Genomic DNA, 4,028 nt, shown 5'->3' with positions numbered 1-4,028 from the left:
TTGAGCAGCCAGGGGGCGCAGCGGAGCCGTTCGCCGGTCTCGATGTCGTACCAGCCCTGGACCGGGATCCTGTCGCTCTGGTCGAGATGCCAGTAGCGGCCGGCATCCGGCCCGTCCTCCGGCCACCAGGGCGCGGGAGGCTTGTCGTCCGGCTCCCCCTCCGCGGCGGCGGCCCTGCGGCGGCGGCCGAACCAGTCGGCGCCGGAATAGTCCGGGTTCAGCCAGGCGGGGTCGGGGCGGATGCGCATGTCGCGGCAGAGCTGGAAGACGATCGCCTCCAGCGGCTGCCCGGCGAGGCCGGCATCGATCTCCGGGTCGTCGACCAGCCGTTTCCACATCGCGGCGATATGCGCCTCGCAGGTGTCGGCATCGAGGTCGCGGTCGGCGGCGACCGAGCAGCTGACGGCGCGGGCCACCCGCTGGCGGCGCGTCTCCGTCTCCGCGGCCCGGCTCCTGGCCTCGGCGGCGGCCTTGGCCGCGATCTCCTGCCGCTTGCGGGCGAGCAGGACCTGCAGCGCCAGGCTGCGGCGGACGCCGCGGGAGGCGCGGTCGAAGGCGAGGCCGAACTCCTTGGCCTGGGTCGCCTCGCCGGCGGCGACGGCGGCCAGCAGGGCCTTGTGCGTCGCCTCCGCCTGCTCCATCGCCATCTCGGCCAGCCGGTCGAGCATGCGCCCGGCGCGCTCGGCCTCGGCAGGGTCGAGGCCTGGGGCGGTCGGCTGCGGGGTCGGGACGGAGGTCGCCTTGTGCATAGAACGTATCATGAACAAAAATGCGCAACAATGCAATGGACTTCGTGTTGACGCGGATGGCGGCCGAACGCGCAGGGCATCGAGGTCACCGGGTCCATGGTCCGGATGGGCGGGGCGCTGCCATGGGATGGGCATCGAATCCCGCCACATTTGTCACTCATCCCGCTCCGACGTCCGGCGCTAACCTGCCTCTCTGTCGAAAAGGGGAGAGCGAGATGACCAAAGACACCAATCATCCTGCCGCGCCCAGGATCGTCGACCGCAGCACCTTCCAGGCGGAGCTGGACGCGTTGCGGGCCCGGGAGAAGGCCCATACCCGGGAGGGCGATGCCCTCGCGGCCGCCCGCCGGCGGCTGCCCATGGTCGCGGTGGACGGCGCCACGCCGCTCATCGGCGACCATGGCCCGACGACGCTGCTGGACGTGTTCGAGGGGCGCCGGATCCTCATCGCCTACTACTTCATGTGGCACGCCGGCCACCCGGCGGCGGAGCAGTGCGAGGGCTGCTCCCTCTACACGGCCCAGGTCCGCGAGCTGTCCTTCCTGCAGTCCCGCGACGTCACCTACGCCACGATCTGCCAGGGCCCGTATGAGGAGAGCGCCCGGTACCGCGACTTCATGGGCTGGGAGATGCCCTGGTACGCGGCCGACCGGGACGCGCTCAAGACGCTCCTGGTCGGGCGCCGGGTGGGCATGATGCACATCGTCTGCTACCTGCGGCAGGGATCGGAGGTGTTCGAGACCTACTGGACCACGCAGCGCGGCGTCGAGGTGATGGGCAACAGCTACGCCCTGCTCGACCTCACCGTCTATGGGCGGCAGGAGCCTTGGGAGGATTCGCCGGCCGGCTGGCCGCGGTGGGAAGGCGAGCATTTCTATCGCGTCGGCGACCGTCCCATCGTCCAATGGCCCCGCGTCAAGGCCGGGCATTCCGACGACCTCGGAACCGGCGGGCGGTGAACCGGAGGCGGCGGTCGGGCTGACGCGTCACGTCCCGATCGGCACCTTGGTCTCGTACTTCACCCGGGACAGGTTGAAGCTGGTGCGGAAGCGCTTGATGTTGTGCTCGTTGGCCAGCACCCGGCGGCAGAACAGGTTGTAGGCCTCCATGTCGCGGCAGGTGACCACCAGCAGGTAGTCGGTCTCGCCGGACACGAAATAGCATTGCTGCACCTCCGGCTCGGCCGCGATCTTGCGCTCGAAGGCGGCCAGCACGTCCTCGCGCTGGCGGTCCAGCTCGACCCCGACGAAGGCGACGATGGTCTGGCCCACCCGCTCCGGGTCGACCAGCGCCACGTCGCGCACCACCACCCGCTCCTGGCGCAGCCGGCGCACCCGCTTCAGGCAGGCCGGCGGCGACAGGCCGACCCGCTCGGCCAGCGCCAGGTTGGTGATCTGGTTGTCCTCCTGCAGCGCGTCGAGGATGCGCCGGTCGATGGCGTCGAGCTCGGGCGGGGCAGGGCGGGCACGGTCCGGGCTTTTCATGGATTTCTCCGCAGCAGCGTCGGCACATTCCACGACGGAAATTCCGGTCGCGCAAATCGAAATCCGTTGCCGATGATTTCGCCGTAGCCTGATTCCGACCGAACAGGAGGCGCGATCATGGATTCACCGGATCTGTCGAACCGCATCGAGGTGCATGACCGCGAGGCGCTGGCCGCGGCGCGGGCCGTGCTGGATGCCTGCGCCGACCCGGCGGCGATGGGCGAGGCGGTCAAGGCCGCGGTCGGCCGCAACGCGCAGTGGCGCGGCGAGGACTGCATCAACCTGCTGGCGCCCGAGGCGCCGACCAGCCCCGGCGTGCGGGCGCTGCTGGCGGCGGAGATCGGGACGCGGGCGGCGGAGGGCCATATCGGCCGGGTCAACCGCTGGTTCGCCGGCACCCGCCATATCGACGAGGTCGAGGCGCTGTGCGTCGAGCTGCTGAAGCGCCACTTCCGCTGCAGCTACGCCGACCACCGGCTCTGCGCCTCGATGATCGGCAACGCCGTGGTCTACACCGCGCTGACCGCGCCGGGCGACGTGGTGATGACGGCGGCGCAGCCGACCGGCGGCCACTCCTCGAACCGGCATGACGGCCCGGCCGGCGCCATGGGCCGCACCATCGTCGACTTGCCCATGGACCCGGAGGAGCTGGTGGTCGACCTCGACCTGTTCCGCCGGGCGGCGCCGCTGGCCCGGCCGAAGCTGGTCGCGCTGGGCCTGTCGATGACGCTGTTCCCGCAGCCGGTGGCGGCGATGCGCGAGGTGATCGCGGAGTGGGGCGGCCGCTTCTTCTTCGACGCGGCGCACCAGCTGGGGCTGATCGGCGGCGGCCAGTTCCAGGACCCGCTGAAGGAGGGCGCGGACATCGTCACCGGCTCGGCCGGCAAGACCTTCGCCGGCCCGCAATCCGGCATCCTCCTGTGGGACGATCCGGCGATCACCGAGGCGGTGACGACCGCGGTGTTCCCGGTCTGGGCGGCGACGCACCAGGTCAACCGGGTGGCGGCGCTGGCCCTGGCGACGGCGGAGGCGATCGCCTTCGGCGAAGCGCTGCAGGCCCAGATCGTCGCCAATGCCCGGGCCCTGGCGCGGGCGCTGCAGGAGCGCGGCGTGCCGATGCTGGGGGCGCATAAGGGCTTCACCACCACGCATCAGGCGATCGCCGACGCCCGCGGCTTCGGCCGCGGCCTGGCGGCGGCGCAGACCCTGGAACGCGCCAACCTGATCGTGAACAAGAACCTGCTGCCGTCCGACCGCAAGGAGGACTGGGACTTCCCCGGCGGGCTGCGCATCGGCACCATCGAGGTCACCCGCTTCGGCATGCGCGAGCGCGAGATGGAGGCGATCGCCGAGCTGGTCGCCCGGGTGCTGGTGCGCGGCGAGGCGCCCGAGGCGGTGCGGCCCGACGCGGTGGCGCTCAGGCACAGTTTCCCGACGCTGTACTACTGCTTCGAGAACGGGCTGCCGCCGGCTTGAAGCCGCCTTCCGACATCGTCATTGCGAGCGCAGCGAAGCAATCCATACAGCCGCTCGCGCTGGACCATGGATTGCTTCGTCGGCTTCGCCTCCTCGCAATGACGGTGAGGGGGCGGTAGGGTCAGCCGGTGCTGCGCCGCGCCCGGGGGTGGGCGTCGGCGTAGACGGTCATCAGCCGCTCGGTGTCGATGTCGGTGTAGCGCTGGGTGGTCGACAGGGCGGCGTGGCCCAGCAGCTCCTGGATCGTGCGCAAATCGCCGCCGCCGGCCAGGAGATGGGTGGCGAAGCTGTGCCTGAGCGCGTGCGGGGTCGCCGAATC

General features: G+C 71.1%; 5 protein-coding genes. 2 read left to right on the top strand and 3 right to left on the bottom strand.

Annotated elements, in window-relative coordinates; genetic code table 11:
- Nucleotides 1-749: hypothetical protein (locus tag P409_RS28495; RefSeq protein WP_034846376.1), on the bottom strand; the 749-nt coding region annotated here is incomplete at its 3' end.
- A 215-nt stretch (nucleotides 750-964) separates the two neighbouring features.
- Between P409_RS28495 and P409_RS28490 the strand changes: the two genes are divergently transcribed.
- Nucleotides 965-1,708, top strand: a complete 744-nt coding sequence (locus P409_RS28490; RefSeq protein ID WP_034846374.1) for a DUF899 family protein — start codon at nucleotides 965-967, stop codon at nucleotides 1,706-1,708.
- A gap of 27 nt (nucleotides 1,709-1,735) precedes the next feature.
- On the opposite strand, the gene P409_RS28485 is transcribed toward P409_RS28490, so the two are convergent.
- Nucleotides 1,736-2,233 carry an Lrp/AsnC family transcriptional regulator gene (locus P409_RS28485; RefSeq protein ID WP_034846372.1) on the bottom strand — a complete coding sequence of 166 codons (498 nt, stop codon included), beginning with the start codon at nucleotides 2,231-2,233 and terminating at the stop codon, nucleotides 1,736-1,738.
- Between the two features lie 117 nt (nucleotides 2,234-2,350).
- On the opposite strand from P409_RS28485, the gene P409_RS28480 reads away from it, so the two are divergent.
- Nucleotides 2,351-3,709: a serine hydroxymethyltransferase gene (locus P409_RS28480; protein ID WP_034846370.1), complete on the top strand. Its 1,359-nt coding sequence runs from the start codon at nucleotides 2,351-2,353 to the stop codon at nucleotides 3,707-3,709.
- A 121-nt stretch (nucleotides 3,710-3,830) separates the two neighbouring features.
- Here P409_RS28480 and P409_RS28475 read toward each other — a convergent pair.
- A partial coding sequence (locus P409_RS28475) for a tyrosine-type recombinase/integrase (RefSeq protein WP_034846368.1) occupies nucleotides 3,831-4,028 on the bottom strand: 198 nt, incomplete at its 5' end.

Origin of the sequence: Inquilinus limosus MP06, assembly GCF_000767795.1 — a bacterium.
Lineage (GTDB): Bacteria > Pseudomonadota > Alphaproteobacteria > DSM-16000 > Inquilinaceae > Inquilinus > Inquilinus limosus_E.
Note: the sequence above shows the minus strand (reverse complement) of the source record. Positions and strands in the feature narration are given on the sequence as shown.